Raw genomic sequence first — 25,852 nt, 5'->3', positions numbered from 1 at the left:
TCGCCGGGCGCCCGGCCGCGGCGGATCACGGCTTGCGCACGCCCAGCTTCTGGAAGTCGATCTGCCCGGTGACCAGCAGCTCGAACCCGGTGATCTGCTCGGAGGTGGCGATGACGCTCTCGTCCATGACGAGCGGCACCTGGAAGGCCTGCTCCACCAGCTCGCCGACCTGCTCGTGGATGAGGTCGGTGCGCTGCTCCCGGTCGAGGGTGTCGAGCGCCTGGGTCTGGAGCTGCTCGAGCCGCGGCGTGGTCACCCGCCCCGGGTTCGAGAAGCCGGTGGAGGTGAACTGCAGGTCGATGGTCATCGACGGATCGGGCCGACCACCCCACTGCGAGACGAGCGCGTCGCCCTGCTGCTGGCGGTAGTAGATGTCCGCGGTCTGCGCGGCCTCCACCGCCCGGATGTTCGCCTTGATGCCGACCTCGGCGAGCATCTGCTGCACGGCCTCGCCCGCCTGCATGTAGGTGCCCAGGGCGGTCACGAGCATCTCGAACTCGAAGCCGTCGGGCAGACCCGCCTCGGCGAGGAGCTGCTTGGCCCGCTCGGGGTCGTGCTTGTAGTAGTCCCCGGGGTAGGCGGGGTTGTAGGCGTAGTACTGCTCGGGGAAGGGCTGCACCGTGGGCCGGGCGGCGCCGAAGTAGATGCCCTGGGCGATGGCCTCGCGGTCGACCGCCAGGTTCATCGCCTGCCGCACCCGCGGGTCGCCGAGCTCGGAGCGGGCCCGGTTCAGGTAGAGCACGAGGTAGGTCAGCGTGGTGTCGCGGTGCACGGTCACGCCCGGGAGCCCCTCGGCCTCGGGCACGAGCCTGCCGGACAGCAGCGCGACGTCGACCTCACCCGTGCGCAGCGCGTTCATCCGGGTGACCTCGTCGGCGAGGATCCGCAGCTCGATCCGCCGCACCCCCACCACCTCGGGGTTCCAGTAGTCCGGGTTGCGCTCGTAGACGATGACGTCGTTCGGGCGGTAGTCGGTGACCCGGTACATGCCCGTGCCCACCGGTCGCAGGTCCAGGTCCGGGTTGCCGAACGCCGCCGGGCTCAGCATCGAGCCCGCGCGGTGCGACAGCAGGCCGAGCAGCATGCTGTTGCGCTCCTGGAGCCGCAGCACCACCGTGCTCGGGTCGACGATCTCCACGGTCGTGATGTCGGCGAGGTCCGCGGCCACCGACGAGCCCTCGACGGTCTTGCCGCGCTCGATGTTGGCGCGCACGGCCGCCGCGTCGAACGGGGTGCCGTCGTGGAAGCTCACGTTCGGCCGCAACGTCATCCGCAGGGCGAGCCCGTCGTCCTGCCACTCCCACGCGGTGGCCAGCCCCGGGATCGGGTCACCGGTCGGGGAGAGGTGGACGAGGCGGTCGTAGACCGGCGCGAAGAACCGGATGTCCTGCCCGTTGGTCGATCGCATGGGGTCGAAACGGCTGGGGCCGACGGCATCGGCGTAGCGGATCACGGCCTCGGGATCGAGGTCCTCGCGGGCGACGGGTGCCGCGCTGCTCCCGCCGGCCGCGCCGGAGGGGGAGAGGGGTGCGCAGGCGGCCAGCAGCGCGCCCGCCGCCAGCGCGGCGAGCGCGACCCGGAGCGGGCCGAGGGTGCGTGCGGATCTCATGGAATGTGACCTCCCGGGGCCGCGTCACTGCGGGAGAGGAATGGGTCGGCCGCCATTCTGGGCACGGAATCGGGGTCGACACAAGTCGGTGATTCCGTCGGCCGAGCCGCGTGAAGCGGATCACTCTTCCCTTCTCGCTGCAGGTCAGTGGCCACTCCTTGGGGACCTCTTGACCTTCCTGACGGCAGCGGTTACCTTCTTAACGATCGTTAAGTCCGTTTCGGGGGCGGCGCGCAATGGGTGCGCGCTCATTTCCCGATGAAAGCGTCCCACCACACCTCTTCCGTGCGCGTGGCACCGTTCCTCGCGCGACGACGACGTCCGCAGGGAGGGTCCGCGCACCGTGCTCCGGTACACCGTCAGGCGCGTCCTGATGATCGTTCCCTTGTTGTTCCTGGTCTCCCTCGGCGTGTTCGCCCTCGTCCTGATGATCCCGGGAGATCCCGCGATCACCATCGCGGGGGAGAACGCGACCGAGGCGCAGATCGAGGCCACCCGCGAGCGTCTGGGGCTCAACGACCCGCTCCTGGTCCAGTACGCCGGGTGGGCGGGCAACGCCTTGACGGGGGACCTCGGCAGCTCCCTGTTCAGCAACGAGTCCGTGGTCGGCGCGATCGCGGGACGGTTCCCCGTGACGTTGTCGGTGACGTTCGCCGCCATGGTGATCGCGTTGCTGATCGCCGTCCCGGCGGGCATCGTCGCGGCCCTGCGGCGCGGTCGCTGGCAGGACCGGGCGGCCACGCTCTTCGCCTCGGTGGGCATCTCACTGCCCAACTTCTGGGTCGGGATCCTGTTGATCATGGCGTTCGCCCTGGCGTTCCCGATCTTCCCGGCGGTCGGCTACACGCCACTGTCCGAGGGCGTCGGGCCGTGGGTCGTCGGGCTGGTCCTGCCCGGCATCACCCTCGGCACCACGCTGGCCGCCGAGATCACCCGCCAGCTGCGCGGCTCGCTGTCCGACACGCTGCAGAAGGACTTCATCCGCACCGCCCGGGCCAACGGGCTGCGGCCCGGCGCGGTGATCGGCAGGCACGGGCTCAAGAACGCCGCGGTGCCGGTGGTGACCGTGCTGGGCTTCCAGATCGGCTTCCTGCTCGGCGGGTCGGTGATCGTCGAGCGGGTGTTCGGGCTGCCCGGGCTCGGCGACCTCGCCATCCGCGCGGTGCTGCAGCGGGACATCCCGATGATCCAGGGCATCGTCGTCGTCGCCGCGTTGATCGTGATGCTCGTGAACCTCGTCGTGGACCTGTCCTACGGCTGGCTGAACCCGAAGGTGAGGCAGGCGTGACCGCCACTCTCGACGCGCAGGAGGCGCTCGCGCCGCCCGAGCCCACCGCCCGGGCCCGCTTCCTCCGGCGCTTCCGCAGGCAGATCCCGGCACAGCTCGCGCTCGGCTACCTCGTGCTCGTGGTGGTCGTCGTGGCGCTCGCCCCCGTGCTCGCCACCCACGACCCGCTGGCCCAGAACCTCACCCGCGTGCTGCAGCCGCCCGGCGACGGGCACCTCCTCGGCACGGACGACCTCGGCCGCGACGTGCTCAGCCGCGCGCTCCACGCCGGTCGGATCTCGCTGGTCGCCGCGGCCCAGGCGGTCGGCGTCGCCGTGCTGCTCGGCGTGGTCCCCGGTCTGGTCGCGGGCTACGCGGGCCGCCGGACCGACGCGGTGATCATGCGCGTGACGGACGCGCTGATGAGCTTCCCGCCGCTGATCCTGGCGATCGCGTTCGTCGGTGTCCTCGGCCCGAGCCTCACCAACGCGATGACCGTCATCGGCGTGATCTTCGCGCCGCGCTTCGTGCGGCTCGTGCGCGGCACGGTGATCTCCATCCGCGAGGAGACCTACATCGAGGCCTCGCGCTCGATCGGGACCGGCACCGCCACCGTCATCCGCAGGCACGTGCTGCCGAACGCGTTGTCCCCCTTGATCGTGCAGATCTCGCTCACCGCCGCCATGGCCATGCTGGCCGAGGCCAGTCTCAGCTTCCTGGGGCTCGGCGTGCAGCCGCCGGACGCGTCCTGGGGCTCGATGATCGAGCGCGGGTTCCGCTACACGGCCTCGGCCCCCTGGCTGACGGTGTTCCCGGGGCTGCTCATCGCGCTGACCGTGCTCGCGTTCAACCTGCTCGGTGACGGGCTGCGGGACTCGCTCGGTCGTGAGATCAGGAGGGGCGCGTGAGCGAGCCGCTGCTGGTGGTCGAGGACCTGTGCGTCGAGTTCGCGACCGACACCGGTTGGGTCCAGGTCCTCGACGGCGTGAGCTTCACCGTCGGCCGCGGCGAGACCGTCGGGCTGGTGGGGGAGTCGGGGTCCGGCAAGACCGTGACCAGCCTGTCCGTCCTCGGCCTGTTGCCGCCGGAGTCCTCGCGGATCACGCGGGGCAGCATCCGGATCGACGGCGTCGAGCTCGTCGGGATGGCGCGGCGCAGGCTCGAGTCGATGCGCGGCGACGAGATCTCGATGATCTTCCAGGAGCCGATGACCAGCCTCGACCCGGCCTTCCGGGTGGGCGACCAGATCGCGGAGGTGGTGCGCAGGCACCGCGGCGGCTCGCGCCGGGCCGCCTGGGACCGGGCGGTCGAGGTGCTCGGCACCGTCGGGATCCCCCACGCACAGAGCCGGGCGCGGGCCTACCCGCACGAGTTCTCGGGCGGGATGCGCCAGCGCGTCATGATCGCCATGGCGCTGTCCTGCGAGCCCAAGCTGATCATCGCCGACGAGCCGACCACCGCCCTGGACGTCACCATCCAGGCGCAGGTGCTGGACCTGCTGCGCAGCATGCGGGACGAGTTCGGCACCGCCGTGGTGTTCGTGACCCACGACCTCGGCGTGGTCGCCGACATCTGCGACCGGGCGGTGGTCATGTACGCGGGGCAGGTCGTGGAGCGGGCACCGATCGACGACCTCTACGCCGCCCCCCGCCACCCGTACACCGAGGCGCTGCTCTCGGCGATGCCGCAGCTCGTGGCCCGCACGGGCAGGCTCGCGACCATCCCGGGCAGCACCCCGCCCGCGGGGTCCATGCCCGCGGGCTGCCGCTTCCACCCCCGCTGCGGACACGTCGTCGACACCTGCCGGGACACCCCCGTCCCCGAGGTGGCGCTCGGCGCCGGCACCAGCCGCTGCCTCCGGGTGGCCGATCTCGTCCTGAAGGGGAGCGCATGACGCACGCGTCCGGAGCGAGCATGCGGGCTCGGCCCTCGAACCCGGCCCGGGAGGCCGCCGAGCCCGCGGCCGGGGGGCCGGTCGCCGAGGTGGAGGGGCTCGACGTCGAGTTTCCGGTGCGGGGCGGGCTCTTCGGGCGGGGCGGCACCCTGCGTGCCGTTCGCGGCGTCGACCTGCACATCGGCGAGCGGGAGACCCTCGGCCTGGTCGGTGAGTCCGGCTCCGGCAAGTCGACGACCGGGCGCGCGATGCTGCGCCTCGTCGAACCGACCCGCGGCCGCGTCCGGCTCGACGGCGAGGACGTGACCGCGCTGTCCCGCGGCGACCTGCGGGCCGCGCGGCGCCGGATGCAGATGGTCTTCCAGGACCCCTACTCCTCGCTCGACCCGTCGATGGTGGTGGGGGAGAGCATCGGCGAGCCGCTCGACACCCACGAGAACCTCGACCGCGCGGGGCGCTCCGCGCGGGTGGCCGAGCTGCTGGAGCACGTGGGGCTCTCGGGGAGCTACGCGCAGCGCTACCCGTACGAGTTCTCCGGCGGGCAGCGCCAGCGGCTCGCGATCGCGCGGGCCATCGCGCTCAACCCCCGGCTGCTGGTCTGCGACGAGGCCGTCAGCGCGTTGGACGTCTCCACCCAGAACCAGATCCTCAACCTGCTGGAGGACCTGCAGGAGGGCTTCGGGCTGTCCTACCTGTTCATCGCCCACGACCTCGCGGTGGTGCGGCACATCGCGCACCGCGTCGCGGTCATGTACCTGGGCGAGATCGTCGAGACCGCGCCCACGGACCGGGTCTTCGACGCACCGGCGCACCCCTACACGCGGGCGCTGCTGTCCGCCGTCCCCGTCCCGAACCCGCGGCGCCAGCGGGAGCGGGAGCGCATCATCCTGCGCGGCGAGGTGCCGGACGCGGTGCACCCGCCGTCCGGCTGCGCCTTCCACACCCGCTGCCCGCTGGTGATGGACGTCTGCCGGGTGGAGGCGCCCCCGGTCGTCGAGGCCCCGGGCGGCGGCACCGTCCGCTGCCACCTGCACACCTGACCTGCGGCTCCGCCGCTCGTGAGTGGTAAGTGGTGCTAGAGCACCACTTACCACGCACGGGCGGCGGAGCCGCTAGAGGCGCTCGAGGATGGTGGCGTTGGCCTGGCCGCCGCCCTCGCACATGCTCTGCAGGCCGTAGCGGCCGCCGGTGCGGTGCAGCTCGTGAATCATCTTCGTGGCCAGGATCGCGCCGGTGCCGCCGAGCGGGTGGCCCAGCGCGATCGCGCCGCCGTTCGGGTTGGTCCTGGCCAGGTCCGCGCCCGTGTCCTGGGCCCACGCGAGCACGACGGGGGCGAAGGCCTCGTTGATCTCGAAGGTGTCGATGTCGTCGATCCCGAGGCCTGCGCGCTTCAGCGCCGCCTGGGTGGCCGGGATGGGGCCGGTCAGCATGAAGACGGGGTCGTCGCCGACCACGGCGAGGGTGTGCACCCGGGCCAGCGGGGTGAGGTCGAAGCGGCGGACCGCGTCCTCGGAGGCGACGAGCAGGGCGCCTGCGCCGACCGAGATCTGGCTGGCGACGCCCGCCGTGATCATCCAGTCGTCCCGCAGGGGCTTCAGCGACGCGAGCTTCTCCAGCGAGGTGTCGCGGCGGGGTCCCTCGTCCTGCGTCAGGCCCTCGAGCGGGACGATCTGGTCGGTGAACCGACCCTCGTCGATCGCGGTCACGGCGCGGCGGTGGCTCTCGAGGGAGAACTCCTCGAGCTGCTCGCGGGTCATGTTCCACTTCTCGGCGATCAGCTGGGCGCCGCGGAACTGGGAGATCTCCTGGCCCCCGTAGCGCTCCTCCCAGCCCTTGCCCCTGGTGCCCACGCCCAGCTCCTTCACCACGAGGGAGTTGGTGGACATCGGCACCATGGCCATCTGTTCGAGGCCCGCGGCCACGACCAGGTCCTGGGTGCCGGACATGACGCCCTGGGCGGCGAAGTGCAGCGCCTGCTGCGACGAGCCGCACTGGCGGTCGATGGTGACGCCGGGCACGGACTGCGGCAGGCCCGCGGACAGCCACGCGGTGCGCGCGATGTCCCCCGCCTGCGGACCGAGCTGGCCCACGCACCCCATGATCACGTCGTCGACGGCGGCGGGGTCCACTCCCGTGCGGTGGATGAGCTCGCGCAGCACGTGCGCGCCGAGATCGGCCGGATGCACGTCCGCGAGGGCACCCTTGCGGGTGCCGACGGGCGTGCGGACGGCGCCGACGATGAAGGCTTCAGCCACCGGAGGACTCCCCTACGTTGCGGACGACCCAACTGAACGATCGTACATTCAGTTGGGGATCCGAACGAGCCCTCTCGGCGACGGGCCGTCACCGACCGCGGTGGTCCACGATCCGCAGCACGATGCGGCTGTAGTGGTCGACGAGCTCGGCGGTGGTCAGGGTGCCGCCGGGCCGGTACCACTCCGCGATGGCGTTGCACGCCGCCTGGGCCGCGCGCCGGGCGTCCACCGGGTGCTCGCAGCGGAAGATGCCCTGCTCCACGCCCGCGTCGATGATGTCCGACCAGATCGTGGTGGCCTTGACGCGCAGCTCGCGCAGCCGGGTCGTGTGCTCGGGCTCGAGGTTGCGCCACTCCCGGTTGGAGATGTTGCTCTCGGTCTGCCGCTCCACCCGGTACTCCACGGTCGCGCCGACCAGGGCGACCAGCCGCGCGGCCGGGTCGTCCCCGACCCGGGCGAGCGCCTCGTCGCAGCGGCGGAAGTAGTCGAGGGTGTTGTCCTCGATGAGCGCCGCCAGCAGGTCCTGTTTGCTGGGGTGCCAGTAGTAGAGCGCGGAGAGCGACAGGCCCGCGCGCTTCGCGATGTCCCGGATGGAGGCGCCGTGGTACCCGCGCTCCTGGAAGACCTCCCGGGCGGCCGTCGCGATCGCCTCGCGACCCCCGCCACGCGGGATCGGACCGTTCCCCTCGGGACTGACTGCGGTACTCACCGGGGCAGGATAGTGCCCCGGGCACCCTTCTGACCGTCCTCCTACGGTGTTAGCTTAACGATTGATCGATCAGCGTCGACGTGGGAGGTACGAGGCGTGACCGACCTGAGCACGTATCGCGAGGAACTCCGTGCCTGGTTGCGCGCCCACGCGCCCGCGCCGGGCCCCGCGACCGACGTGGCCGCCGCGAAGGCCTTCCAGGCCGCCCTGTTCGACGCCGGGTACGCCGGGATCACCTGGCCCACGGACGTGGGCGGGCAGGGGCTGGGCCCCGAGTACCAGCAGGTGTTCTCCGACGAGTCCAGCGAGTACGAGCTGCCCACCGGGGTGTTCACGATCGGCCAGGGCATGTGCGGGCCCACCGTGAACGACCTGGGGACGACCGAGCAGCGCACCCGCTACCTGCCCCCGCTGCTGCGCGGCGAGGAGATCTGGTGCCAGCTGTTCTCCGAACCCGGGGCGGGCTCGGACGTCGCGTCGCTGCAGACCCGGGCCGTCCCGGCCGACGACGGCTGGGTGGTGGACGGGCAGAAGGTGTGGACCACCGGCGCGCAGTGGTCGGACTACGGCGCGCTGCTCGCCCGCACCGACCCGGACCGGCCCAAGCACTCCGGGCTCACGATGTTCATCATCGACATGCACGCGCCGGGGGTGACCGTCCGGCCGCTCAAGGACATGTCCGGCCGGTCGCCGTTCAACGAGATCACCTTCGACTCGGTGCACCTGCCCGCGGACAGCGTGATCGGCGAGGTCAACGCCGGGTGGCACGCCGCGGTCACGATGCTCGGCCACGAGCGCGTCACCATCGGCTCGCGGCGCACGGCGAAGACCAACCCGCTGGACTTCGCGGCCGTCCGGGCGCTGGCCCGCGACCTCGGCGTCGACGCCGACCCGGCCGTCCGGGACCGGCTCGCCGAGCTCTACACCCGCGAGCGGGTCCTCGAGCTGTTCAACGCCAGGGTCCGGCAGGAGACGGCCGCCGGGAACGCGCCGGGCGCGCGAGGGTCCGTCGGGAAGCTCGCGGGAGCCCTGCTGTCCCGCCTCGCGGTGGAGGTGGTCGGCGAGATCGCCGGGCCTGCCGCCGCGGGCTGGGAGGCGGACGACGAGCGCGGCGCCGGACTCGCCCTCGGCATCACCTCCAGCCCGGCGGCGGGGATCGCGGGCGGGACCAACGAGATCCAGCGCGGCATCATCGGCGAGCGCATCCTCGGGCTGCCCAAGGAGCCGTCGGTGGACCGCGGCGTGCCGTTTCGCGAGCTCAGGGTGGGGACCCAACGATGACTGCTCCCGTGTTGGTACTGGACGCCGAGCAGGAGGCGCTGCGGGCCGCGGTCCGGGCCCTGCTGACCGACCGGGCGGGCTCCGCCGCGGTGCGTGCGGCGATGGAGTCCGAGACCGGTGTCGACCGCGACCTGTGGACCCGGCTCGGCCGCGACCTCGACGTGCTCGGGCTGGTCGTCCCGGAGAAGCTCGGCGGCGCGGGCGCGGGGCACGTCGAACGGTCGATCGTGGCCGAGGAGCTGGGCCGCGCGCTCGCGCCCACGCCGTTCCTCGGGTCGGCCGTGCTCGCCACGGACGCCCTGCTCGCCCTGGACGACGAGGCCGCGCAGCAGGACCTGCTGCCCCGGATGGTGACCGGCGAGACGATCGTCGCGCTCGCCGTCGCCGAGCCCGGGGCGCCGTGGGGCCCCGGCCGGACCACCGCGACCGAGGGGCCGGACGGCTGGCGGCTGGAGGGCCGCAAGACCCCCGTCGTGGCGGGTGACCTGGCGGACGAGTTCCTCGTGGTCGCCACCGCGCCGGACGGGCCCGCCTGGTTCCGGGTGTCCGGGGCGGACGTCACCCGCTCGGTGCTCACCACGCTGGACCCGACCCGCCGGCTCGCCGCGGTCACGTTGCGCGGCGCGAAGGCCGTCCGGCTGGAGTCGGCCGACCCGCGGGCCGCGCTCGACCGGGTGGCGGACCTGGCGGCCGTCGCGCTCGGGGCGGAGCAGCTCGGCGGACTGGCCGAGGTCCTCGAGACCACCACCGAGTACGCGAAGATCCGGGTGCAGTTCGGCCGCGCGATCGGCTCGTACCAGGCCGTGAAGCACGGGCTGGCGGACATGTACTCGAGCTGGGAGTTCGCCGTCTCCGCGGTCCGGTACGCGGCCTGGGCCGCGGACGCCGCGCCCGCGGAGCTGGGGGTGGCGGCCGGCGTCGTGGCCTCCTTCGTCGGTCCGGCCTACTTCGCGGCCGCCCGGGACGGCGTGCAGTTCCACGGCGGCATCGGCTACACCTGGGAGCACGACGCGCACCTCTACTACAAGCGCGCCATGAGCACGGAACTGCTGTTCGGCCCCCCGTCTGCGGCGCGGGCGCGGCTGGCGGACAGGCTGGGGATCGGCACGAGCGAGGGAGTCGGCGTATGAGCGAGGACACCGGGGACGCGGTCCTCACCACCCTGGAGGACGGGGTCCTCACGGTCACGATCAACCGGCCGGAGCGCAAGAACGCGGCGGACGCCGCGGTCTGGGAGGGGCTGGACGCGGCCTTCCGGCGCGCCCGCCGGGAGGAGGGGATCCGGGTCGTCGTCCTCACCGGCGCGGGCGGGGACTTCTGTGCGGGCGCGGACCTGTCCGGGGGGACGGGGGAGGGACACCCGCTGCGGCGGATGCACTACATCCACGACATCGCGCTGGCCCTGCACACCCTCGCGGTGCCCACCGTCGCCAAGGTGTCCGGCGTCGCGGTCGGGGCGGGCTGCAACCTCGCCATCGGCTGCGACCTGGTCGTCGCGGGCCGCTCCGCCCGGTTCTCCGAGATCTTCGCCCAGCGCGGCCTCTCGCTGGACTTCGGCGGCTCCTGGCTGCTGCCCAAGATCGTCGGACTGCAGCAGGCCAAGCGGCTGGCGCTGCTGGCCGAGATCATCGGCGCCGAGGAGGCGAAGGAGATCGGCCTGATCACCTACGTCGTCGACGACGACCAGCTCGACGCCAAGACCGACGAGATCGTCGGGCGGCTCCGCAGCGGTGCGCCGACGGCGCTCGCCCAGTCGAAGGTGCTGCTCAACGAGGCCGCGGACAAGACCCTGCGCGAGGCCCTCGAGGGGGAGTCGCGGGCCCAGACGATCAACTTCGGCGGCACCGACCCGGCTGCGGCGTTCGAGGCGTTCATGGCCAAGCGGCAGCCCGAGTTCACGGGGGAGTGGGCCAAGTGACCACGACGGAAACGTACACGGAGATCGCGTACGAGGTGGCGGACCGGGTCGCCACCATCACCCTCGACCGGCCGGACCGGCTCAACGCGTTCACCGGCACGATGATGCGCGAGCTCGTCGAGGCCTACCGGGCGGCGGACACGGACGACGACGTGCGGGCCGTCGTCGTCACCGGGCGGGGCCGCGGGTTCTGCGCGGGCGCCGACCTCGGGCGCGGCGGCGCCACCTTCGACGCGGACGACCCGGCCCGTCGGGCCGACCGCGCGGACATCGGCACCATCGGCGGGGTCCCGCGGGACGGCGGCGGGATCGCCTCGCTCGCCACGGCGGCCTGCCGCAAACCCGTCATCGCGGCGATCAACGGGCCGTGCGTGGGCGTCGGCGCCACCATGACCCTGCCGATGGACATTCGGATCGCCTCGGAGACGGCGCGGTTCGGGTTCGTGTTCGCGCGGCGCGGGCTGGTGCCGGAGGCGGCCTCGAGCTGGTTCCTGCCGCGGATCGTCGGCATCTCGCAGGCGATGGAGTGGGTGGCGACGGGCCGGGTGTTCGACGCGCAGGAGGCCCTCGCCGGGCGGCTGGTCAGCAAGGTCCTCCCGCCGGACGAGCTGCTGCCGCACGCCTACGCCCTGGCCGCGGAGATCGTCGAGAACACCTCCGCGGTCTCGGTCGCGCTGTCCAAGCAGATGCTGTGGTCGATGCTCGGGGAGAGCACCCCGTGGGCGGCGCACCGGGTCGACTCGGCGGCGATCTACGCCCGGGGGCGCAGCGCGGACGCCCGCGAGGGCGTCACCTCGTTCCTGGAGAAGCGCCCGCCCGCCTACCCGGACACGGTCGGCGCGGACTACCCGGACGTCCTGGAGCCCTGGCCGACCCGCCCGGCGGACATGGACTGAGCCGAGATCGCGCCTCCGGCACTCGTGCGCGGCGAGTGGTGCTCTGGCACCACTCGCCGCGCACGGGCGCCGGAGGCGCTACTCGCGGCCCTCGGCGCGGTCCCGGGAGAAGCCCAGGGCGCCGACGAGCGGGATCAGCAGGAAGGCCAGCCACGCCATCCCGACACCCGCCGAGTTCAGCACGAAGAACAGGACCAGCGCGAGGATCGGGCTGGCGGCGGCGATCCGGGCGCCCGCCCCCGAGAACCGCCGCGCCGGGGGCTCGGCAGCGGGGCGGGGCACGACGGCGTGCCCCGGCAGCGTCGGGTGCGGCTCGGGGAGGTCGGTGAACAGCGCCTCCAGGTCGGCGGCGGTGGTGGCGTTCGCCGCCAGCGCCGACCGGTCGGCGTACTCCTCGACACCGAGCCTGCCCGCCTCGAGATGGGCGTTCAACGCCTGCGACGCGGACTCGCGCTCCGCCGTCCCGATCCGGATCTCCGCGTCCGCCATGTCCCCGATCCTAGAACCAGCGGTAGGCGGTGCGGGACATCGAGAATCCGTGTCCGCTCGTGCCCACCCGGCATTCGATGCCCGTTTGTCGGCTCGTGCACGTGATGTCCCCGACGCGCAGGGACCGGCCGTAGTCGAGGACCGGGCCGGTGCCGAACACGGTGTCGCCGTGGCAGACGAAGTCCGGGCGGTCCGTGCCCGCGACGGTGAGCGCGTCCCCCCACACGCCCTCGCAGTCCGCCGGGCGGGTCGGGATCGTCGTCGGGTCCCAGGCGGACTCGGCGATGTCGCAGCGCACCGACTGCGGGGCGACGAGGCACGCGATGTTGCCGCTGGGACTGGTGAAGCCGGTGGTCGCGGTCGCCACCCGGACGTCCTCCGTCGGCGGCGGGGCGGCGGTGGTCGGCTGCGCCACGGGCGTCGGGTCCGGTGGGTTCGCCGGGGCCGTACCGAACGCACCCAGTGCCGCGGCGGTGCCGGCCCCGGCCCCCGCCACCACCAGCGCGACCAGGCCCGCGACGAGCGGCCTGCGCCACCGCGGCGCCCGCGCGACCGCTCGGCCGCTCGACGGGGTCAACGTGGCGGGCAGCCACCCGTCCGTCGGGCGGCCGGGGCCGAGCGCGGCCCGGATCGCCGCCGTGTCCGGCCTGCGGGCGGGATCGCGGTCCAGGCACGACCGGACCAGGCCCCGGAGCGGCTCGGGGATCCCGGACAGGTCGGGGTCGGTGTGGACGGTGCGGTAGAGCAGGGCGTTGACGTCCCCGGTGCCGAACGGGGCCCGTGCCGTCGCGGCGTAGGCGAGGACGCCGCCGAGCGCGAAGACGTCCCCGGCGGGCTCGGAGCGGGCGTGGGTGATCTGTTCGGGCGCGATGAACCCCGGCGACCCGACGACGGCTCCTGTGCGGGTCAGCACCGTCGCGTCGGCGGCGCGGGCGATCCCGAAGTCGATGACCTTGGGCCCGTCCGCCCCGAGCAGCACGTTCGCGGGCTTGAGGTCGCGGTGCACGATGCCGGCGGCGTGGATGGCGCTCAGCGCCTCCGCGAGCCCGATCCCGAGCAGTCGGACCTGCTCGACCGGCATCGGCCCGTGCAGCCCGACGGCCTCGCGCAGCGACGGCGCGGGGACGTACTCGGTGGCCATCCAGGGCGGGTCGGCCTCGGCGTCCGCGCCGAGCAGCGCGGCGGTGTAGGGGCTGTGCACGCGGGCCGCCGCCCGGATCTCCTGCCCGAACCGGGCCCGGAACTCGGGGTCGCCCGCGAGGTCGGACCGCACGACCTTCACCGCGGCGGTCCCCGCCCGCCCGCGGCCCAGGTACACCCGGCCCATCCCGCCCTCGCCGAGCAGGCGGGTCAGCGTGAAGCCGCCGATGCTGCGTGGGTCCGCCACGCACGAGAGATTAGGGGGTGGTGATCGTGACCGGGGCGCCCCAGTCCCGGTAGTCGGCGGTGAGGGTCAGGGTGCCGATGCCGGGCAGGCTCTGCCGCGCCTCGCTGCGCAGCGGGCGGTTCGCCGCGTCGATCCACAGGGTGGAGGAGATCCGCGTCAGGCCGCTCTCGACCTGGCCGCGCAGGGCCTGTGCCACGGCCGGGTCCGGTTCCTGCTCCGCGGCCCGCACCAGGTCGATCACCACCAGGTACCGCACGGCCTGCACACCGCCCACGGTGTCGTCCACCGCGTCGGCGACCAGGGCGGCGTCCCGGTAGCGGGCCAGGTTGGCCGTGGGGTCCGCGGTGTCGGCGAGGTTGGCCGCGACCGTGGCCCACTGCTTCTCGGGCGTGCCCGAGGCGGCCTGGTCGATGCGGACCCAGCCGGCCTCGCCCTGGCGGTAGACCTGGCCACCGGGCAGCACCAGCATCGCGGCGCTCTGCGCCTGCCCGTCGGTGGTGACGGTCTGGGTGAACTGGGCCGCGAGCCCGCTCTGCTCCACCCGCAGCGCCCCGTCCCCCGCGACCTCGGCGGCGGGCCCACCGGCGTCGACGTGTCCGGACAGGCGCAGGGCCGCGGTGCGGTCGGTGCGCTGGCGCACCGTGACCGCGGTCAACAGGTCCTCGGTGGCGTAGTACTTCGGGAGGCCGGAGCCCGCGCTCTCCGTGGAGTTGCCGCGGGCGCAGGAGATCACGGAGGCGAGCACGGCGAGCAGCGCGCAGGCCGCCAGGACCAGTGTCCTCCCCCGGAACTCCCGCATCGTCCCCCCTGAAACGGAAGCTCCGAGGCTAGCGCTCCGCGGCCGGGGTGCCCGGGGGAGCGGCGCGGAGTGCGACGAGCACGCGGCGCAGCGCGCCGAGTCGCCCGGGCTGCAGGGTGCCGTCGGCGACCAGCGCGTCGAGCGCGCACTCCGGGTCGGCGGGCGGCCCGAGGTGTCCACAGCCGCGTGGACAGTCCTCCACGGCGTGGGCGAGGTCGTCGAACGCGGCGATGACCGCGTCCGGCGTGACGTGGGCCAGCCCGAAGCTGCGCACGCCGGGGGTGTCGACCACCCACCCGTCCGCGCCGCCGCCGCCGAGCGGGAGCGCGAGCGCCGCGGTGGTGGTGTGTCGGCCCTTGCCGACCCCGGACACCACCCCGGTCCGTTGCGCGGCGTCCGGCACGAGCGCGTTGACCAGCGTGGACTTGCCGACGCCGGAGTGCCCGACCAGCGCGGACACCTGGCCGTCGAGCAGGGCGGCGAGCTCGGTGGGGAACTCGCCGCGCCGGGTGACCACGACGGGGAACTCCAGCTCCGCGTAGAGCCCGGCGAACGGCCCGGGGTCGGCGAGGTCGGACTTGGTCAGGCACAGCACCGGCCGCAGCCCGCCCGCGAACGCGGCGACCAGGCAGCGGTCGACGAACCCCTCCCGGGGCTCCGGGTCGGCCAGCGCCGTGACGATGACGAGCTGGTCGGCGTTGGCCACCACGAGGCGCTCGAAGGGGTCGGTGTCGTCCGCGGTGCGGCGCAGGACGGTCCGACGCTCCTCGACGCGCACGATCCGGGCCAGTGTGTCCGGCTTCCCGGAGAGGTCGCCGACGAGCCCCACCCGGTCCCCGACGACGATCGGCGTGCGGCCCAGCTCGCGCGCCCGCATCGCGGTGACCGGCGGCGCCTCGGGATCCGCGTGCGGGGCGCAGGTCCACCGGCCGCGGTCGACGACCGTGACCATGCCCTCGACCGCGTCGGCGTGGTCGGGGCGGCGTTTCGTGCGCGGGCGGGAGCCCCGGCCGGGGCGGACCCGGACGTCGGTCTCGTCGTACTCGCGGGCCATCAGGACACCAGCCCTAACCGACCAGCTCTGCCCAGCGGCCCGGGAAGTCCGGGATGGTCTTGGCGGTGCAGTCGACGTCGTCCACGGTCACCCCCGGGACCCGCAGCCCGACGATCGCGCCCGCCGTCGCCATCCGGTGGTCGGCGTAGGCGCGCCACGGCGCCCCGCTCAACGTGCCGGGCCGGATGCGCAGCCCGTCCTCGGTCTCCTCGACCTGCGCGCCGACCGCGGTGAGCTCGGCCCGCAGGGCCGCCAGCCGGTCCGTCTCGTGGCCGCGGATGTGCGCGACCCCGCGGATCACGCTGGGCGAGTCCGCCAACGCGGCCAGCGCGGCGACGGTCGGGGTGAGCTCGGAGGCCTCGTGCAGGTCGACGTCGATGCCGTGCAAGTCGCCGCCCCGGACGGTCATGCCCTCGGCGCGGGCCTCCACGGCGGCGCCCATCCGTTCCAGGACCTCGAGGATCTCGGTGCCCGGCTGCGTGGACTCGGCGGGCCACCCGGTGACCGTGACCTCGCCGCCGGTCGCGGCGGCGGCGGCCAGGAACACCGACGCGTTGGACAGGTCGGGCTCGACGGCCCAGGTCCGGGCCGCGATCGGGCCGGGCTCGACGCGCCAGGTGTTCGGCTCTCCGCTCGATTCAGGGTCGGCGACCGTGACCCCGGCCTCGCGCAGCATCGCGACGGTCATGTCGATGTGCGGCAGGCTCGGGACCGGCTTGCCGTCGTGGTGCACGGTCAGGCCCTTGTCGAAGCGGGCGCCCGAGAGCAGCAGGCCGGACACGAACTGGCTCGACGCCGACGCGTCGATCGTCACGTCGCCGCCGGGCAGCCCACCCGCGCCGTGCAGCACGAAGGGGAGCCGGTCGCCGTCGACCGCGGCGCCGAGGGCGCGCAGGGCGTCGAGGACCCCCGCCATGGGCCGCTCGCGGGCGTGCGGGTCGCCGTCGAAGACCACCCGGCCGTCGGCGAGCGTCGCGGCGGGCGGCACGAACCGCATGACGGTGCCGGCGAGGCCGCAGTCCACCGTGCCGCCGCCGCGCAGCGTGCCCCCGTCGATCGTCACGGTGTCGCCCTCGACCAGCACCGTGAGCCCGAGCGAGCGCAGCGCGCCGCACATCAGCGCCGAGTCCCGGGTGGCGGGCACGCCGTGGACCACCGAGCGGCCGTGCGCGAGGCCGGACAGGAGCAGCGCCCGGTTGGTCACGGACTTGGAGCCGGGCACGGACACCGTGCCGCGGACGGGGGCGGTGGGCGTGGGGGCGGTCCAAGGCTGCACGCACCCATGATTCCGCATGCGCCGTGCCACGATGGACCCATGTGCGGGAGGTACGCCTCGACGAAGGCACCCACGGACCTGGCCGAGGAGTTCACGGCGGTCGACGCGGTGACCGAGAAGGCGGGCGAGGAGCGGGGGCCGGACTACAACGTCGCGCCGACGCGGGACGTCATCGCCGTCGTGCAGCGGCATCCGCGAGACGCGGACGGCACCCCGGACCCGGACACGACCGAGCGGTCGTTGCGGCTGGTCAGGTGGGGCCTCGTGCCCTCCTGGGCCAAGGACCCGTCCGCGGGCGCCCGCATGATCAACGCGCGCAGCGAGACCGCCGCCGAGAAGCCCGCCTTCCGGCGCGCGCTGGCCGCCCGCCGCTGCCTGCTCCCGGCGGACGGCTGGTACGAGTGGCAGCGCCGCGCCGCCACCAAGGACCACAAGGCCTCCAAGCAGCCCTACTTCACCCGGTACGCGGACGGCCGGTCGCTCGCCATGGCCGGGCTCTGGGAGTTCTGGAGGCCGAAGGACGGCGAGCTGCTGGAGAAGTACCCGCACGGTCTGGTCACGGCCACGGTGCTGACCACCGAGGCCGTCGGGCCGCTGGCGCAGGTGCACGACCGGATGCCGCTCGTCCTGCCCCCGGACGCCTGGGCGGCCTGGCTGGACCCGGACACCGACGGGAAGGACGAGGAGGTGGCGCGGTGGTTGGCACCGCCGTCGCCCGACCTCGTGCAGACGCTGCGGATCGTGCCCGTGTCCGACAAGGTCAACTCGGTGCGGAACAACAGCCCCGAGCTGCTGGAGGAGATCGACCCGAGCCAGGTCGAGGAGCCGATCCAGCTCGACCTGCTGTCGTGAGCTCGCTGCTCGACCTGCCGCCCGCCGAGACCCGGGAGATCGCCACCCCGCACGGCCCCGCGCGGGTGCACGTCCGGCTCGCCCCCGACGCGCGGGCGATGCTGATCATGGGCCACGGCGCCGGGGGCGGCGTGGACGCGCCGGACCTGCGCGCCGCGGCGCGGGCGGCGCTGTCCGTGGGCGTGTCGGTGGTCCTGTCCGAGCAGCCCTACCGGGTCGCGGGTCGCCGCGCCCCCGCTCCGGCGGCGCAGCTGGACACGGCCTGGCTGGCGGTCGTCTCCGAGTGCCGCGCCGAGTTCGGGGGCCCGCTGTTGTTCGGCGGTCGCAGCTCCGGCGCCCGCGTCGCGTGCCGCTGCGCCGCGGCCGGGGGAGCGGTCGGGGTGGTCTGTCTCGCCTTCCCGGTCCACCCCCCGGGCAAGCCGGAGAAGCACCGCCTCGCCGAGATCGACGCCGTCACGGCGCCGGTCCTGGTCTTCCAGGGCGACAAGGACCCCTTCGGCATGCTCGACGGCACCACGACCAGAGAGGTCGTGGTCGTGCCCGGCGACCACTCCCTGCGGAAGGCACCCCCGGTCGTCGAATCGCGGCTGCCGGAGTGGCTCGAGCGCCACCTGCCCTGAGCCCGCCCCGACGAGTGTCACAGGAGCGCTCTTGTGAGTGCGCTCCTGTCACGCTCGCCGGCGATGATCCATCCGAGTGTCACAGGAGCGTTGTGGCGGGTGCGCTCCTGTGACGCTCGTGCCGAGCGTGACGGGAGCGTTGTGGCGGGTGCGCTCCTGTGACACTCGTGGTGTGCGTGCCCGAGCGTCACCGAGTGCTGTCGCGGTCGCGTGACGTTCGGAACGATCATGTTCGGAAGCGCGGTGGTCAGGGGGCGGCGATCGGGGCGACGCGGGCGTCGGTGGCTCTGACCAGGTCGTCCGGGGCCAGCTCCACCTCCAGGCCGCGCCTGCCCGCGCTGCAGAAGATCGTCTCGTGGGTGCGGGCGGTGGCGTCGAGCACGATCGGCAGCCGCTTCTTCTGCCCCAGCGGGGAGATCCCGCCCGCGACGTAGCCGGTGGCGCGCTCGGCCGCGGCGACGTCCGCCATCTGCGCCTTCTTCCCCCCGACGGCGGCGGCGAGCGCCTTCAGGTCGAGGGTGGCGTCCACCGGGACCACCCCGACGGTCAGGTGACCGTCCACCGAGGCGACGAGCGTCTTGAACACCCGGCCCGCCGCCAGCCCGAGCGCGTCGACCGCCTCCTGGCCGTACGCCGCGCCGCTCGCGTGCTCGTAGGAGTGGAGCGTGAAATCGACCTTCAGCCTGGTCAACAACGCCGTCGCCGGTGTACCCCGCCCCGCCACGCCGTCATCCTCTCCCGAGGGTCGGGAATCCCCGACCAGCCGATCGTGTTGTGACCGTACGTGACTCAGGCATTGATGGAGGCGCCTCCCCTTCGGCTGCCGCGACGGCCGGGCGGAGGACGCGTAGGCTTGTCCCTCGCAGACTCGCCGGCCACGCCCGTGGCCGTTCGGGAGAGGAGCGCGGTGCCGGACGAGACGGTCGGGGAGGACCTCGACAGGGCTCCCGAGGAGACCGAGGCCGAGCGCGCGGCGCGCTTCGAGCGGGACGCCATGCCCATGCTCGACCAGCTGTACGGCGCGGCCCTGCGGATGACCCGCAACCCGGCGGACGCCGAGGACCTGGTCCAGGAGACGTACCTGAAGGCCTACTCGGCCTTCCGGACCTTCCGCGAGGGCACGAACCTCAAGGCCTGGCTGTACCGGATCCTCACGAACACCTACATCAACGGCTACCGCAAGCGGCAGCGCCAGCCCCTGCAGTCCCCCACGGACGAGATCACCGACTGGCAGCTCGCCCAGGCCGGGGAGCACAGCTCCACCGGGCTGCGGTCCGCCGAGGTCGAGGCGCTGGACAATCTCCCGGACTCGGACGTCAAGGAAGCCCTTCAGCGGCTTCCCGAGGACTTCCGGATGGCGGTATACCTGGCGGACGTCGAGGGGTTCGCCTACAAGGAGATCGCCGAGATCATGGGCACGCCGATCGGGACCGTGATGTCGCGCCTGCACCGCGGGCGGCGCCAGCTCCGCGACATGCTGACCGACACCGCGATCGAGCGCGGGTTCATCCGGGGCGAGCAGGAGGTGGCCAGCTCATGAGCTGCGGGGAGCACCACGACACCGACTGCTCCGAGGTGCTCGCCGAGGTGTGGTTGTACCTCGACGGCGAGTGCGACAAGGAGCGCCGCGCGGTCCTGGTCCAGCACCTGGACGAGTGCTCGCCCTGCCTGGCGGAGTACGGGCTGGACGAGAAGCTCAAGCAGCTGCTCGCGCGCAAGTGCAGCGGCGAGACCGCGCCGGAGACGCTGAAGGCGAAGCTGCGCAAGCAGATCCTGCAGCAGGCGCAGGTGAGCGTGGAGTCCGGGCCGGGCGGGACGACCGTCGAGGTCCGCACCACGCGCATCGAACGCTCCCTCTAGAACGACACGAGGCCGGCATCCCGATCGGGGTGCCGGCCTCCGTCGTCACGAGCGGGCCTCAGGTGTTGGGCCGCTTGCCGTGGTTCGCGCCGCCCTTCTTGCGGTCGCGACGCTTGCGCGCACGCTTCGACATGCTCAACCCTCCTTCTACCGTGGGAACTGACACCAGTGTCCCACGTGGTTGGATCGAGCCGTGGCGACCCTGAGCGAACTGCTTGCCGAGCACTCGAGCCTGTCCGGGGACGCCGTCGAGCACCTGCAGCGCGTGGTGGCCGAGTGGCAGCTGCTGGCGGACACCTCGTTCGCCGACTTCCTGCTCTGGATCCCGCTGCCGCGGGACGCGGACCACCAGATGGCGGGCGGACCGCAGGAGTTCCTCTGTGTGGCCCAGGCCCGTCCGACGACGGCGCCGACCGCCCACTCCGAGGACGCGGTGACCGCGCGGGTCACCCCGCGGGACAACCCGCAGCTGCTGCGGGCGGTGGTCGAGGGGCGGATCTGCCGCGAGGAGGAGCCGCGCTGGCACATGGAGGTCCCGGTCCGGCGGGAGACCATCCCGGTGCGCCACCGCGGCCGGGTGATCGCGGTGCTCTCCCGCGACACCAACCTCGCCATGCCGCGGGTGCCGAGCCCGCTGGAGATCGCCTACCTGGGCAGCGCGTCCGACCTCTGCCAGATGATCGCGGACGGCACCTTCCCGGCGACCTCCGCCGCGGCGGGCGCGGACACGAGCCCGCGCGCCGGGGACGGCCTCATCCGGCTGGACGCGCACGGCATCGTCGCCTACGCCAGCCCGAACGCGTTGTCCGCCTACCACCGGATGGGCCACGACACCGACCTCGTCGGCATCCCGCTGGCGCCGCTGACCAAGAACCTCGTGCGGGACCCGTTCGACGCCAGCGAGGTCGCCGCCCGCATCCAGGCCGCGCTCGACGGCCGCACCTCGCTGCGGATGGAGGTGCGCACCCGCGGCGCGGTCATGCTCGTCCGGGCGCTGCCGCTGCGCCCGCGCGGCGACGCGGCGGGCGCCCTGGTGCTGGTCCGCGACATCACCGACCTGCGCCGCCGCGACCAGGCCCTGCTCAGCAAGGACGCGACGATCCGGGAGATCCACCACCGGGTCAAGAACAACCTGCAGACGGTGGCGGCGCTGCTGCGGCTGCAGGCCCGACGCACCGAGATCCCGGAGGCGCGCCGCGCCCTGGAGGAGAGCGTCCGGCGGGTCACCTCGATCGCACTGGTCCACGAGGCGCTGGCGTACTCGGTGGCCGAGATGGTCGACCTCGACGAGCTGGTGGACACCGTGCTGCCCGCGATCGGGGACGGTGCCACCGCGGAGGTGCGCGCGAAGGTCCGCCGTGACGGCACGCTCGGCACCCTGAACTCGGCGATGGCGATCCCGCTGGTGCTGGTGCTGACCGAGCTCGCCCACAACGCGCTGGCCCACGCCTACGAGCCGGGCCAGACCGGGGAGGTGGTGGTGCGGGCGACCCGCACGGCCGCGACCCTGGAGGTCGTCGTGGCGGACGACGGCCGCGGCATGCCCGAGGGTTTCGACATCGACACGGCGAAGGGGCTGGGGCTGCAGATCGTGCGGACCCTGCTCACCGAGCTGGAGTCGACGATCACGCTCCGGCCGCGTCCGGGCGGCGGAACCGAGGCCCTTATCACGGTCCCGATGGCGGCGCGCTAGCCTAACGACGTGACCGTCCGAGGATCCCGGTGCCGAGGTCGCGCCGGTGCCGTGGTCCGAGGTCACGGGATCCGTCGGGTGCGGTGACATCCGGCGGAGACACAAGAAGCGGGCCCGGTGCCGATGGCGTTCGGCTACCGGGCCCGCTTTCTTGATGTCGCTGCGTCGGGTCTGGCGGTGTCGGCTGCGCCGCCCTGCGGGCAGCGCCTGCGACGCCGCTCAGGCGGTGCGGGCGCGGGTGCGCGCGTTGCGACGCTTGAGCGCGCGGCGCTCGTCCTCGCTCATGCCGCCCCAGACGCCCGCGTCCTGGCCACTCTCGAGGGCCCACGCGAGGCACTCGGTGACGACGGGGCAGCGGCGGCAGACGGTCTTCGCCTCGGCGATCTGCAGGAGGGCCGGGCCGGAGGTCCCCACGGGGAAGAACAGCTCGGGGTCCTCGTCGCGGCAGATAGCGCGGTGACGCCAATCCATGATCGTGAATCTCCTCGTACTGGCGATCGGGGTTCGCGCCGATCGCACGGCTGTGTGACACGGTTGTTCCGCGCTTGTGAATGGTTTCACGAGCGTCGTCGCTCTTCAAGGGACAAGAGCCGGCCGGGTGAGCACTCTCACCCACACTTCGTAACGTCGTCCGACACGTTCGGTCACCGCATCGATACACCGTGACGAAGAGCGACGGTTGAATCCCTGCCCGGCGACTCCGGGGTTACCCCCGACTCCGCCGGACCATGCGGGTTCCCGTCTCTCAACGGGACCCCGCTGTCGTCCCTCGATCTCGCAGGACCTACCTTGGATCACGGCACCGTCGGATGCGAGCCCATTGCTGCCCGGCGGTCAGCGAGCATCGGTGAATGGCCTGGACGTGTCACTCATCGGAGTGAGACGGCTCGCCGGACTGCGACGAGGGGCGTCTCTCGTACGACGACGCGACTCTCCGTCATCGGTCAACACACGACGCGTAGCGCCCCGGGCACCGACAGGAACTCGACGTCCGTGCGTGATCCCAGGTGGTCACCGTCCAGCTGGAGCGCCAACGGCTCCTCCGAACGGATCCTGATGGAGGGAACGCGGTCCTGGCGCACGATGTTCCGCCCGTGCGGGTCCCCGTCCGGCGCGAGGATGTGGCGCAGGGTCGAGTAGATCGTCGGGAAGCCCAGGTGGCGCAGGGCGAACAGGGCCAGCCCCGTGCCGAACGTGGCCCCCGGGTTGGTGCGGACCGGCCGCCCGGCGAGATAGGTCCAGGGGTCGGTGTTGCTCACGAAGGCGAGCCGGATGTCCTCCAGCGGCGCGGCACCGGGCACCTCGATCGTCATCGAGGCGGGGTGGCGCCGCTGGCGCAGGTACTCGCCGACCGCGGTGCCCGCGTACCGCAGCGGGCTGGCCTCGCGGCCGGACGCCCGCTGCTTCTCCACGGCGGCGACGACGTCCGCGTCCCACCCCAGGCCCGCGTTGAAGGTGAACCAGCGGTCGTCCGCCCGGCCGAGCCCGACCAGGGTGCTGCTGCGCCGCTCCAGGGCCGCCAGGATCGCGCCGGTGGCCTCCACGGGGTCTCGCGGCAGGCCGAGGGCGCGGGCGAAGACGTTCGCCGACCCGCCGGGCACCACGGCGAGCGCGGGGCGGTCGGGGTCGCTGCCGTCCGGCCTGCCGGGGCCGGTGGCCGTGCGGTCCACGAGCATGCCGTTGACGACCTCGTTCACCGTGCCGTCCCCGCCGAGGGTGATGATGAGCTCGATGCCCGCCGCGCAGGCGGCGGCGGTGGCCTCCGCCGCGTGGCCGCGGTAGCGGGTCTCCAGCACGTCGAGCTTCAGCCTGCTGGCGAGGGCGTGGGTCAGGACGTCCCGTCCCGCCGGGGTCGTCGACGTCGCCCGGGGGTTCACGACGAGCAGCGCGCGCACGATGCGACTGTAACCTGACCGTCGTGACCACCGTTCCGCCCCGCCAGGTCCGCGCCGCCGCCGCCCTCGTCGGCGTGGAGGCCTTGATCGGCCTGGTCACCGGGGTGCTGTACCTGTTCTTCACCGGGCGCGGGTTCGGCACGCGGGCGGCCGAGGCCTCCTACTTCCTCCTCATCGCGGTGGCGCTCGGCGCGGTGGCCTGGTTCCTCTGGCGCGGCCACCACGGCGCGCGCACGCCCGCCATCGTGGCCCAGCTCGTCACCATCCCGATGATCTACAACGCGCTGCGCACGGGCGACTACGTGGTCGGGATCGCCGGGCTGTTCTTCGTGGTGGCCACGTTCATGCTGCTCATCAGCGAGCCCTCCCGCCGGTGGGCCGTCGGGGCGGACGAGGAGTCACGCTCCGAGTGACCGCAGCGCCTCGTCGGTGAGGCGGAAGGTCGTCCACTCGTCCATGCCGACCGCGCCGAGGGAGCGGTAGAAGCCGATGGACGGCGCGTTCCAGTCCAGCACGGACCACTCCAGCCGCGCGTAGCCCCGGTCGACGCACTCCCGGGCCAGCGCGGCGAGCAGGGCGCGTCCGAGCCCGGCGCCGCGGTGGGCGGGCTGGACGTAGAGGTCCTCCAGGTAGATCCCGTGCACGCACAACGCATGCCAGCAGATATTGCGAGCACCTGGCGTCCAGACGAAGACGGGCCCGAACCGACGACCTCACCGTCGGCCGGGCCCTTGATCGCCCCGGGAGGCGACCCATGCAGGACCGTACCCACCCCACCCCGGCCGACGTGGCCGGCGCACAGCCTGACGAGCTGCTCTCCGCGTGGGAGGCTCACGCGGCGATGATCAGCGACCACCGGACCGGCGTCCGGACGCAGCCCGTCGGGCGGGTCCGCTCGGCCGCGCTCGACGCGCTCGCTGTCGCGCACGCCCTGGCCGCCGCCGTGCTCGGCCTGCGGTGGCAGCACGTGCTCGTTGCGCTCGATCACGGGGCCGAGCTTGCGCACGTTGCCGACGCCTGCGGCCTGACCGTCACCGAGGTCGACTTCTCCCTCCGCCGCTGGGTGGACGAGCAGGTCGCCACCGGTGGGCTCACCCCGGAGCAGCGGGGCATGGCGAACTTCCTGCTCGGCGACCGCCACGCGCCCGGCCTCCGCGACCTCGACCGGCGTGCCGCCGAAACCCTCGCGGGTCGTGGCCGCGTGATCATCTGTGGCGGGCACACCATCGACGACGATGGGGACGAGCTGGTCTGCACGCTCGCCGACGGCCACCGCGGCGACCACGAGGACGAAGGCCTCGACGGGCGCCCGGCCCGCCGCTGGGCCCGCCAGGCGGGAGACGCCCGATGAGCCTCGCACCCGGCAGCCCGCTGCACTCCGCGCTCTGCGTGTTGTTGCTGGTCGGGCCGAGCCTCATCGCGGCCGTGGTGGGCGAGATCCGCTGCCGCGCACGGGTTCGCGAGGCGTCCCGCGCAGGACGCCTCCGCCAGCACGGCGCGCATCGCCCCCGGCGTCGCGCCGGTCGTGACCAGCAGAGCGACGACCAGGCGGACGAGCAGTGACCGCCCGGCACTGGGCGCACGCGATCCTCACCACCGCCACCGACTTCGGCGACCCCGGGATCGTGGTCGTCGACGAGGACCTGGCCGTCGTCGCCGAGCCGCGCTGCGACGCCGCGACGGTCGAGGAGGCCGTCGAGGCGCTCAACGAGGCCGGCTGGGTGCCCGACGGTGAGCGGGTCATCGTCGGCGAGGGTTACAGCGTGCTGCCAGTGGTGCAGCGATGAGCCGCACAGGAACCCAGTCCTGGAGGGTCGAGGTGCCGCGACGGGACCAGGCACCCGTGCTGCTCCGGATCACCGCACACACCCGCGGTGTCCCGGAGGTGCGGATGACCGTCGGGCAGAGCACCCGCCCGCTGCTGATGGACGTACGGCTGCTCGCCGAGCTCGTCGAGGACCTGCGCGCCGCGGGGCGTGCGCTGCGAACCGCGGAGGCCGCCGGCTACATCGGGCAGATCGGTGTGGAGCGGCACGGCTCGCCGGACAAGTGGGCTCCGCTGCTCACCCCGGAGGAGATCGAGGAGGCCGACCAGTGA

General features: G+C 73.4%; 30 protein-coding genes and 1 pseudogene. 18 read left to right on the top strand and 13 right to left on the bottom strand.

Annotation, left to right across the window (positions count from 1 at the left end):
• Positions 1-25: 25 nt before the first annotated feature.
• Positions 26-1,609, bottom strand: a complete 1,584-nt coding sequence (locus L3X23_RS17280; RefSeq protein WP_237193155.1) for an ABC transporter substrate-binding protein — start codon at positions 1,607-1,609, stop codon at positions 26-28.
• Between the two features lie 343 nt (positions 1,610-1,952).
• Between L3X23_RS17280 and L3X23_RS17275 the strand changes: the two genes are divergently transcribed.
• The 4 genes from L3X23_RS17275 to L3X23_RS17260 are packed head-to-tail and all read left to right on the top strand — an operon-like array spanning position 1,953 to position 5,810.
• Positions 1,953-2,897 (top strand): ABC transporter permease, encoded by a 945-nt coding sequence (locus tag L3X23_RS17275; protein WP_308116913.1) that lies wholly within the window; start codon positions 1,953-1,955, stop codon positions 2,895-2,897.
• Complete coding sequence (locus L3X23_RS17270) at positions 2,894-3,784, top strand: ABC transporter permease (RefSeq protein ID WP_237193153.1); 891 nt, start codon at positions 2,894-2,896, stop codon at positions 3,782-3,784. The genes L3X23_RS17275 and L3X23_RS17270 overlap by 4 nt, the downstream gene beginning before the upstream one ends.
• Positions 3,781-4,770, top strand: a complete 990-nt coding sequence (locus L3X23_RS17265) for an ABC transporter ATP-binding protein (RefSeq protein WP_237193152.1) — start codon at positions 3,781-3,783, stop codon at positions 4,768-4,770. Before L3X23_RS17270 ends, L3X23_RS17265 begins: the two co-directional genes overlap by 4 nt.
• Before the next feature lie 20 nt (positions 4,771-4,790).
• Positions 4,791-5,810, top strand: a complete 1,020-nt coding sequence (locus L3X23_RS17260) for an ABC transporter ATP-binding protein (RefSeq protein ID WP_374204992.1) — start codon at positions 4,791-4,793, stop codon at positions 5,808-5,810.
• A gap of 72 nt (positions 5,811-5,882) precedes the next feature.
• Here L3X23_RS17260 and L3X23_RS17255 read toward each other — a convergent pair whose 3' ends face one another.
• Complete coding sequence (locus tag L3X23_RS17255) at positions 5,883-7,025, bottom strand: acetyl-CoA C-acetyltransferase (RefSeq protein WP_237193150.1); 1,143 nt, start codon at positions 7,023-7,025, stop codon at positions 5,883-5,885.
• Positions 7,026-7,113: 88 nt separating this feature from the next.
• Positions 7,114-7,734, bottom strand: coding sequence for a TetR/AcrR family transcriptional regulator (locus L3X23_RS35430; protein WP_237193149.1), 621 nt, complete (start codon positions 7,732-7,734; stop codon positions 7,114-7,116).
• A gap of 96 nt (positions 7,735-7,830) precedes the next feature.
• Between L3X23_RS35430 and L3X23_RS17245 the strand changes: the two genes are divergently transcribed.
• Genes L3X23_RS17245 through L3X23_RS17230 form a run of 4 tightly spaced genes read left to right on the top strand, consistent with a single transcriptional unit; the run spans position 7,831 to position 11,829 of the window.
• Entirely contained in the window at positions 7,831-9,015 is a 1,185-nt protein-coding gene (locus tag L3X23_RS17245) for an acyl-CoA dehydrogenase family protein (protein WP_237193148.1), read from the top strand.
• A complete protein-coding gene (locus tag L3X23_RS17240) occupies positions 9,012-10,145 on the top strand; it encodes an acyl-CoA dehydrogenase family protein (protein ID WP_237193147.1) in 1,134 nt (377 codons plus the stop codon). Before L3X23_RS17245 ends, L3X23_RS17240 begins: the two co-directional genes overlap by 4 nt.
• On the top strand, positions 10,142-10,933 hold the full coding sequence (locus tag L3X23_RS17235; protein ID WP_237193146.1) for an enoyl-CoA hydratase/isomerase family protein: 792 nt from the start codon (positions 10,142-10,144) through the stop codon (positions 10,931-10,933). The genes L3X23_RS17240 and L3X23_RS17235 overlap by 4 nt, the downstream gene beginning before the upstream one ends.
• On the top strand, positions 10,930-11,829 hold the full coding sequence (locus L3X23_RS17230) for a crotonase/enoyl-CoA hydratase family protein (protein WP_237193145.1): 900 nt from the start codon (positions 10,930-10,932) through the stop codon (positions 11,827-11,829). Before L3X23_RS17235 ends, L3X23_RS17230 begins: the two co-directional genes overlap by 4 nt.
• 78 nt (positions 11,830-11,907) lie before the next feature.
• Here the strand turns inward: L3X23_RS17230 and L3X23_RS17225 are convergent, their stop codons facing one another.
• Genes L3X23_RS17225 through aroA form a run of 5 tightly spaced genes read right to left on the bottom strand, consistent with a single transcriptional unit; the run spans position 11,908 to position 16,834 of the window.
• Complete coding sequence (locus L3X23_RS17225) at positions 11,908-12,318, bottom strand: DUF1707 domain-containing protein (RefSeq protein ID WP_093082411.1); 411 nt, start codon at positions 12,316-12,318, stop codon at positions 11,908-11,910.
• 10 nt (positions 12,319-12,328) lie between these two features.
• Positions 12,329-13,705: a serine/threonine-protein kinase gene (locus L3X23_RS17220; protein WP_237193144.1), complete on the bottom strand. Its 1,377-nt coding sequence runs from the start codon at positions 13,703-13,705 to the stop codon at positions 12,329-12,331.
• A gap of 10 nt (positions 13,706-13,715) precedes the next feature.
• The gene (locus L3X23_RS17215; protein WP_237193143.1) at positions 13,716-14,504 is read right to left on the bottom strand and encodes a hypothetical protein; all 789 of its coding nucleotides are present in this window, start codon (positions 14,502-14,504) and stop codon (positions 13,716-13,718) included.
• A 28-nt stretch (positions 14,505-14,532) separates the two neighbouring features.
• Positions 14,533-15,558 carry a ribosome small subunit-dependent GTPase A gene (gene rsgA / locus L3X23_RS17210; protein WP_237193142.1) on the bottom strand — a complete coding sequence of 342 codons (1,026 nt, stop codon included), beginning with the start codon at positions 15,556-15,558 and terminating at the stop codon, positions 14,533-14,535.
• A gap of 13 nt (positions 15,559-15,571) precedes the next feature.
• Entirely contained in the window at positions 15,572-16,834 is a 1,263-nt protein-coding gene (aroA, locus tag L3X23_RS17205) for a 3-phosphoshikimate 1-carboxyvinyltransferase (protein ID WP_237193141.1), read from the bottom strand.
• A gap of 39 nt (positions 16,835-16,873) precedes the next feature.
• Between aroA and L3X23_RS17200 the strand changes: the two genes are divergently transcribed.
• Together L3X23_RS17200 and L3X23_RS17195 are read left to right on the top strand one after the other, a co-directional pair.
• Entirely contained in the window at positions 16,874-17,686 is an 813-nt protein-coding gene (locus L3X23_RS17200) for an SOS response-associated peptidase (RefSeq protein ID WP_237193140.1), read from the top strand.
• Positions 17,683-18,306 (top strand): alpha/beta family hydrolase, encoded by a 624-nt coding sequence (locus tag L3X23_RS17195; RefSeq protein WP_237193139.1) that lies wholly within the window; start codon positions 17,683-17,685, stop codon positions 18,304-18,306. Before L3X23_RS17200 ends, L3X23_RS17195 begins: the two co-directional genes overlap by 4 nt.
• Before the next feature lie 247 nt (positions 18,307-18,553).
• Here L3X23_RS17195 and ybaK read toward each other — a convergent pair whose 3' ends face one another.
• Entirely contained in the window at positions 18,554-19,030 is a 477-nt protein-coding gene (ybaK, locus tag L3X23_RS17190; protein WP_237193138.1) for a Cys-tRNA(Pro) deacylase, read from the bottom strand.
• 183 nt (positions 19,031-19,213) lie between these two features.
• Between ybaK and L3X23_RS17185 the strand changes: the two genes are divergently transcribed.
• Together L3X23_RS17185 and rsrA are read left to right on the top strand one after the other, a co-directional pair.
• The gene (locus tag L3X23_RS17185; RefSeq protein WP_093082376.1) at positions 19,214-19,846 is read left to right on the top strand and encodes a sigma-70 family RNA polymerase sigma factor; all 633 of its coding nucleotides are present in this window, start codon (positions 19,214-19,216) and stop codon (positions 19,844-19,846) included.
• On the top strand, positions 19,843-20,166 hold the full coding sequence (rsrA, locus tag L3X23_RS17180) for a mycothiol system anti-sigma-R factor (RefSeq protein WP_237193136.1): 324 nt from the start codon (positions 19,843-19,845) through the stop codon (positions 20,164-20,166). Before L3X23_RS17185 ends, rsrA begins: the two co-directional genes overlap by 4 nt.
• Before the next feature lie 58 nt (positions 20,167-20,224).
• On the opposite strand, the gene L3X23_RS36610 is transcribed toward rsrA, so the two are convergent.
• Positions 20,225-20,299: a 50S ribosomal protein bL37 gene (locus tag L3X23_RS36610; RefSeq protein ID WP_370467464.1), complete on the bottom strand. Its 75-nt coding sequence runs from the start codon at positions 20,297-20,299 to the stop codon at positions 20,225-20,227.
• A gap of 60 nt (positions 20,300-20,359) precedes the next feature.
• Between L3X23_RS36610 and L3X23_RS17175 the strand changes: the two genes are divergently transcribed.
• Positions 20,360-21,859 carry a sensor histidine kinase gene (locus L3X23_RS17175; RefSeq protein WP_237193135.1) on the top strand — a complete coding sequence of 500 codons (1,500 nt, stop codon included), beginning with the start codon at positions 20,360-20,362 and terminating at the stop codon, positions 21,857-21,859.
• Between the two features lie 219 nt (positions 21,860-22,078).
• On the opposite strand, the gene L3X23_RS17170 is transcribed toward L3X23_RS17175, so the two are convergent.
• Together L3X23_RS17170 and L3X23_RS17165 are read right to left on the bottom strand one after the other, a co-directional pair.
• Positions 22,079-22,330 (bottom strand): WhiB family transcriptional regulator, encoded by a 252-nt coding sequence (locus L3X23_RS17170; RefSeq protein ID WP_093082363.1) that lies wholly within the window; start codon positions 22,328-22,330, stop codon positions 22,079-22,081.
• A 473-nt stretch (positions 22,331-22,803) separates the two neighbouring features.
• Complete coding sequence (locus tag L3X23_RS17165) at positions 22,804-23,754, bottom strand: diacylglycerol kinase family protein (RefSeq protein WP_237193134.1); 951 nt, start codon at positions 23,752-23,754, stop codon at positions 22,804-22,806.
• Between the two features lie 23 nt (positions 23,755-23,777).
• On the opposite strand from L3X23_RS17165, the gene L3X23_RS17160 reads away from it, so the two are divergent.
• A complete protein-coding gene (locus L3X23_RS17160) occupies positions 23,778-24,167 on the top strand; it encodes a hypothetical protein (RefSeq protein WP_237193133.1) in 390 nt (129 codons plus the stop codon).
• Here the strand turns inward: L3X23_RS17160 and L3X23_RS17155 are convergent.
• Positions 24,153-24,398, bottom strand: a pseudogene (locus L3X23_RS17155) (N-acetyltransferase family protein); the annotation flags it as partial. The gene L3X23_RS17160 and the pseudogene L3X23_RS17155 sit on opposite strands and share 15 nt — an antisense overlap.
• A gap of 110 nt (positions 24,399-24,508) precedes the next feature.
• Here L3X23_RS17155 and L3X23_RS17150 point away from each other — a divergent pair.
• The 4 genes from L3X23_RS17150 to L3X23_RS17135 are packed head-to-tail and all read left to right on the top strand — an operon-like array spanning position 24,509 to position 25,852.
• Complete coding sequence (locus tag L3X23_RS17150; protein ID WP_237193132.1) at positions 24,509-25,105, top strand: hypothetical protein; 597 nt, start codon at positions 24,509-24,511, stop codon at positions 25,103-25,105.
• A complete protein-coding gene (locus L3X23_RS17145; RefSeq protein WP_237193131.1) occupies positions 25,102-25,317 on the top strand; it encodes a hypothetical protein in 216 nt (71 codons plus the stop codon). The genes L3X23_RS17150 and L3X23_RS17145 overlap by 4 nt, the downstream gene beginning before the upstream one ends.
• The gene (locus L3X23_RS17140) at positions 25,314-25,541 is read left to right on the top strand and encodes a hypothetical protein (protein WP_237193130.1); all 228 of its coding nucleotides are present in this window, start codon (positions 25,314-25,316) and stop codon (positions 25,539-25,541) included. The genes L3X23_RS17145 and L3X23_RS17140 overlap by 4 nt, the downstream gene beginning before the upstream one ends.
• Positions 25,538-25,852 carry a hypothetical protein gene (locus tag L3X23_RS17135; RefSeq protein WP_237193129.1) on the top strand — a complete coding sequence of 105 codons (315 nt, stop codon included), beginning with the start codon at positions 25,538-25,540 and terminating at the stop codon, positions 25,850-25,852. The genes L3X23_RS17140 and L3X23_RS17135 overlap by 4 nt, the downstream gene beginning before the upstream one ends.

It is taken from the genome of Pseudonocardia sp. WMMC193 (genome assembly GCF_021728735.1).
Taxonomy (GTDB): Bacteria; Actinomycetota; Actinomycetes; order Mycobacteriales; family Pseudonocardiaceae; genus Pseudonocardia; species Pseudonocardia oroxyli.
Note: the sequence above shows the minus strand (reverse complement) of the source record. Positions and strands in the feature narration are given on the sequence as shown.

Coding starts and splice junctions, on each gene's coding strand:
- L3X23_RS17280 (WP_237193155.1), bottom strand. CDS start 1,609: ATGAGATCCGCACGCACCCTCGGCCCGCTCCGGGTCGCGCTCGCCGCG.
- L3X23_RS17260 (WP_374204992.1), top strand. CDS start 4,791: ATGCGGGCTCGGCCCTCGAACCCGGCCCGGGAGGCCGCCGAGCCCGCG.
- L3X23_RS17240 (WP_237193147.1), top strand. CDS start 9,012: ATGACTGCTCCCGTGTTGGTACTGGACGCCGAGCAGGAGGCGCTGCGG.
- L3X23_RS17235 (WP_237193146.1), top strand. CDS start 10,142: ATGAGCGAGGACACCGGGGACGCGGTCCTCACCACCCTGGAGGACGGG.
- L3X23_RS17225 (WP_093082411.1), bottom strand. CDS start 12,318: ATGGCGGACGCGGAGATCCGGATCGGGACGGCGGAGCGCGAGTCCGCG.
- L3X23_RS17215 (WP_237193143.1), bottom strand. CDS start 14,504: ATGCGGGAGTTCCGGGGGAGGACACTGGTCCTGGCGGCCTGCGCGCTG.
- rsgA (WP_237193142.1), bottom strand. CDS start 15,558: ATGGCCCGCGAGTACGACGAGACCGACGTCCGGGTCCGCCCCGGCCGG.
- L3X23_RS17200 (WP_237193140.1), top strand. CDS start 16,874: ATGTGCGGGAGGTACGCCTCGACGAAGGCACCCACGGACCTGGCCGAG.
- rsrA (WP_237193136.1), top strand. CDS start 19,843: ATGAGCTGCGGGGAGCACCACGACACCGACTGCTCCGAGGTGCTCGCC.
- L3X23_RS17170 (WP_093082363.1), bottom strand. CDS start 22,330: ATGGATTGGCGTCACCGCGCTATCTGCCGCGACGAGGACCCCGAGCTG.
- L3X23_RS17150 (WP_237193132.1), top strand. CDS start 24,509: ATGCAGGACCGTACCCACCCCACCCCGGCCGACGTGGCCGGCGCACAG.
- L3X23_RS17145 (WP_237193131.1), top strand. CDS start 25,102: ATGAGCCTCGCACCCGGCAGCCCGCTGCACTCCGCGCTCTGCGTGTTG.
- L3X23_RS17135 (WP_237193129.1), top strand. CDS start 25,538: ATGAGCCGCACAGGAACCCAGTCCTGGAGGGTCGAGGTGCCGCGACGG.